Genomic DNA, 3,966 nt, shown 5'->3' with positions numbered 1-3,966 from the left:
TGCCAATCCCTAACGTCCCGTTCCGGGACTCAGGGTCAGCCTACGTCGGTTAGTCTAGTTCGTTATGCGTAATTTCCAAAATATATTTATTAAAATGAAATGCGATAATAGAAAAAAATTAAAAATTCTTCTCTGTTTGTTAATGTGCAGCATTATAAACTGCAATGAGTTCAAATACGATGAAAAAAAAGACAGGGCTAAAAATTCACAAATTCTAGATATAGACAATGCGATACAGAAACCAGATCGATTTACAAAATTAATAGATATTATCAAAGAGAAAAACTGTAAATCCTTCAAAGAGTTAATCGGAAGAGATTTCTATTATTTATTAAGTGACACTTCAATTGCAATGATCTTTAAAAGACAAAATAATTTTAAAGAATCAACCTTGAATGTTGATGTTTGTAGTATAATTTTCGATGATAATAAATTAACTGAATCATTTTTTAATCTAACTGGTGACAATTACAATACCTATTCTCCCTTTTCACTCCTAAACTCCGCCAAAAATCTGCGTTTTACACAAACAGTAGATAGTAATTCAGATTTTAGAATACACTTTGAAATAGAAAATATAAAAATTGATTCATTGGAAATAGATGTAGGCACCGGTTTCCTTTTTAAATGCGATAGCAATAAATATTTGAATTGTCATCTCGAAGGCTTCACCACTAATTTCTTTCGCTAAGTTAAACAAATTTTTGTAATTTAAAAAATAACAATTAATAATTTGAATTATATACTTCCATGTGTATAAATGGAAACTACGCATAACAGCGCCTTCCCGCTACGTTTCGGCACAAGGCCTCACTCGGCCTTCGGCAAATTCCCTTCCGGCACGCTTCTTGCTCCGCAAGAACTCGCGCCGACGCTAACGCCTACTACGTAGGCTCAGCTACAGGGAACTTCGGGAAGACTAGTTCGTTAGTTGCAATATGCTAAATTTCGTTCTCGTCACGTTTCTTTATTTTACTTTTTTACTTATACGGAATTCTGGATTAACAGTATATCTAACTCTTAACGCTTGTTGACCAAAGTCTCTCTTTGATTTACTTTGCTTCGTCTGTTGAAGAATTCTGGTGGGACTTCCAGTTCCATTTTATCTACACTTTTTACTCGTAAGGCATACTGCAACTAACAGCGTCTTAACGCTTCACTTCGGGACAGGCCCTCGTTCGGCCTTCGGCAAATTTCCCGCTTCCCTAACGCCTACTGCGCAGGCTCAGGGCGGGAAACTTCGTCAAGACTAGTTCGTTATGCGCAAGGCTGTAAATTTATATAAGATATGAATAAAAAATTTATAATACAAAGCTCGTCACTACTAATTATCTATTTTTTTCTCTATTTATCTGTTGATTATTATGTAGAACGAAATATTAAACTCTTACACAGAACAACCGAATTAGTCTTTGCTAAACTAGGGGCAAATTCCATTGAAGAAAAATTTAGTAAATATAACTTGCAAATAGTAAATATTTCTTCATTCAATAACCAATACTATGACTATTTTGTCTTAGATCAGACTTTTTCTAATAAAAAAGGAATCCTTTCTAAAATATCGGAAAGATTAGCACCAGACATTCTTAACAGCAAGAAGCTAATCGCAAAAGAACACTTAGATCTTTTCTTAGAAACTAATGTCTCTATGGAAAATGTAAGTAACAAATTAGAAATCTTAAAAATTGCTATAATAAAATCTGTTGAAAACTATCAAAAAGATAATCAAGAACTTACAACATACATCAATCTTCAAAAAGTTCTTGGAAATGATTGCTTTTTAATTCTTAAAAAATCTAACGACTTGATATATGCTACGGTTATCTATCCATCTGATTTGATTGATGATAATATTTATAACAAAAATGGTGTCTTTTTTATAAAAAATTTCGAAAATCAAATTATCTATGAAAAGGGATATTTAGATTTCAAAAGCCAAGCAAAAGAGATATCGGAAACATTAGTCAAAGAAAACGAGCATTTGGGAAATATACAAATGCAACATGAGAAAAATGGAATTCTAATTCAAATTTATCCCATAAGTAAATTTAGAATTTACTATATCGAGGCTAAAAAAACCAGCGATATTGACAAGGATGTCAATCTTCTTGAAAAAATAATTTCTATTTTCTTTACTCTTGCATTTTTATTATCAGAGTTAGTTTTAGCATTGTTTCTTTTAAGAAAACAGCCCAGCGCATAACAGCATCTTCCCGCTACGTTTCGGCACAAGGCCTCACTCGGCCTTCGGCAAATTCCCTTCCGTCACGCTTCTTGCTTCGCAAGAAGTCGCGCCGACGCCAACGCCTACTACGTAGGCTCGGCTACAGGGAACTTCGGGAAGACTAGTTCGTTATGCGACATCTCTTAAAAATTTTCTATAGAACCGGAATTAAAAAAGAATGAGAACAAAATTTTTAATAATCTTGATTTTTTTGAGCTTTTGCAGAGAAAAAAATTCAACATATAACTCAAACGAGAAGGAAGAAGCTCAAGATATTAGCTATTCTTTTTCTGATTCAAACGAATTACCCCAAACAACAAATCAATTTTTAAACAGAAAGAATCCTAAAGGAAAGTATTCAAGAGAATTAATACCTCCTTTCGATCAAAGTGTTAGAAATATTAAAGAATTGATTAAAAATAATAAATATAATGAAGCTGAAGTTGAAATTAAAAAAACCTTAGCTTCTGTATATAATTCAGAATTGTTTTTTCTATATGGTGAGATTCTATTCCAATTAAACAAATTAAATGATGCGCTAATTGCATTTCAAATTAGCAGAGAACACGACATGCAAAACCAGCCAGAATTTACTTTCTATCGAATTAGCTGCATTTATAGTTTACTAGGAAAAATCTCTGAATCTTTTGATTATTTAGAACGTGCTATAGATAGGGGTTATAACAATAAGTCACAAATCGAATCTGATTCTAATTTAAGTAATTTAAGAATGAGTTTCTTATGGAAAAAAAATGAAACATACATTTATTCAAAAATATTAAATTTTACTAATGAAAGTTTAGTTGGTGCCTTAAACTACTATGGTCCAAGTTGGGGTAGTGCCACTTTATTATGCAAAAATGAAAATTCCTTTTCTATGGATTGGTGCCAAGAAAAAAAGGAACTATTAATTGGAACTTGGAAAATTGAGGATAATTCACTACATTTCTATTGGAAATCAAAATGTGAAGCCATTGGAACTGGAAATCCAGTCGAAAAAAGCGAATGCGGAGACATATACAAAGAATATCAATTCAAAGGTTGCACTGACATTTCTGAGAACAAGTTAAATGGCATAATATCTAAATCTGAACTTGCATTAGCATTTGGACGAGAATACAAAGGAATGGAAGGCGGAGAAATGGAATTTAGGTATGTTTATAAAAATTTAAAAGTTCAACCGATGCAATGTAACTCAGACTTTTACCCGAAATCAACTCAGGATATAGAAATACTTAAAGTTGCAGAATACTAAGAGACGTCGCATAACAGCGTCTACTCACTGCGCTTCGGCACTTACGGCCTCGCTTGGGCTACGCCACATTTCCCTTCTGGCATTCGCTCGCATGCGCAAGCTACATGCCAGTCCCTAACGTCCCGGCGGGACTCAGGGTCGGGAAACGTCGAGTAGACTATTTCGTTAGTTGCAATATGCTAAATTTCGTTCTCGTCAGGTTTCTTTATTTTACTTTTTTATTTATACGGAAGTCTGGATTAACAGTAAATCTAACTCTTAACGCTTGTTGATCGAAGTCTCTCTTTGATTTACCTTGCTTCGTCTGTTGAAGAATTCTGGTGGGACTTCCAGTTCCATTTTATCTACACTTTTTACTCGTAAGGCATACTGCAACTAACAGCGTCTTAACGCTTCACTTCGGCACTCACGGCCTCGTTCGGCCTTCGGCAAATTTCCCGATCTCCCTAACGCCTACTGCGCAGGCTCAGGGCGGGAAACTTCGTCA

Annotated in this window: 3 protein-coding genes; all 3 read left to right on the top strand. The window is 34.3% G+C overall.

Going from position 1 to position 3,966, the window contains the following annotated elements:
* Positions 1 to 64: 64 nt before the first annotated feature.
* Entirely contained in the window at positions 65 to 691 is a 627-nt protein-coding gene (locus tag EHQ24_RS06730; protein WP_135600913.1) for a hypothetical protein, read from the top strand.
* Positions 692 to 1,288: 597 nt separating this feature from the next.
* Positions 1,289 to 2,203 (top strand): hypothetical protein, encoded by a 915-nt coding sequence (locus EHQ24_RS06725; RefSeq protein WP_135600912.1) that lies wholly within the window; start codon positions 1,289 to 1,291, stop codon positions 2,201 to 2,203.
* A gap of 199 nt (positions 2,204 to 2,402) precedes the next feature.
* Entirely contained in the window at positions 2,403 to 3,479 is a 1,077-nt protein-coding gene (locus EHQ24_RS06720; RefSeq protein ID WP_135600911.1) for a tetratricopeptide repeat protein, read from the top strand.
* Positions 3,480 to 3,966: the final 487 nt, after the last annotated feature.

It is taken from the genome of Leptospira noumeaensis (genome assembly GCF_004770765.1).
GTDB classification, from domain to species: Bacteria; Spirochaetota; Leptospiria; order Leptospirales; family Leptospiraceae; genus Leptospira_A; species Leptospira_A noumeaensis.
The sequence above is the reverse complement of the archived record's forward strand: the minus strand, read 5'-3'. Positions and strand labels throughout refer to the sequence as shown.

What these genes read in the sequence shown, in the direction of transcription:
- EHQ24_RS06730 (WP_135600913.1), top strand. Translation starts at nt 65, where the DNA reads ATGCGTAATTTCCAAAATATATTTATTAAAATGAAATGCGATAATAGA.
- EHQ24_RS06725 (WP_135600912.1), top strand. Translation starts at nt 1,289, where the DNA reads ATGAATAAAAAATTTATAATACAAAGCTCGTCACTACTAATTATCTAT.
- EHQ24_RS06720 (WP_135600911.1), top strand. Translation starts at nt 2,403, where the DNA reads ATGAGAACAAAATTTTTAATAATCTTGATTTTTTTGAGCTTTTGCAGA.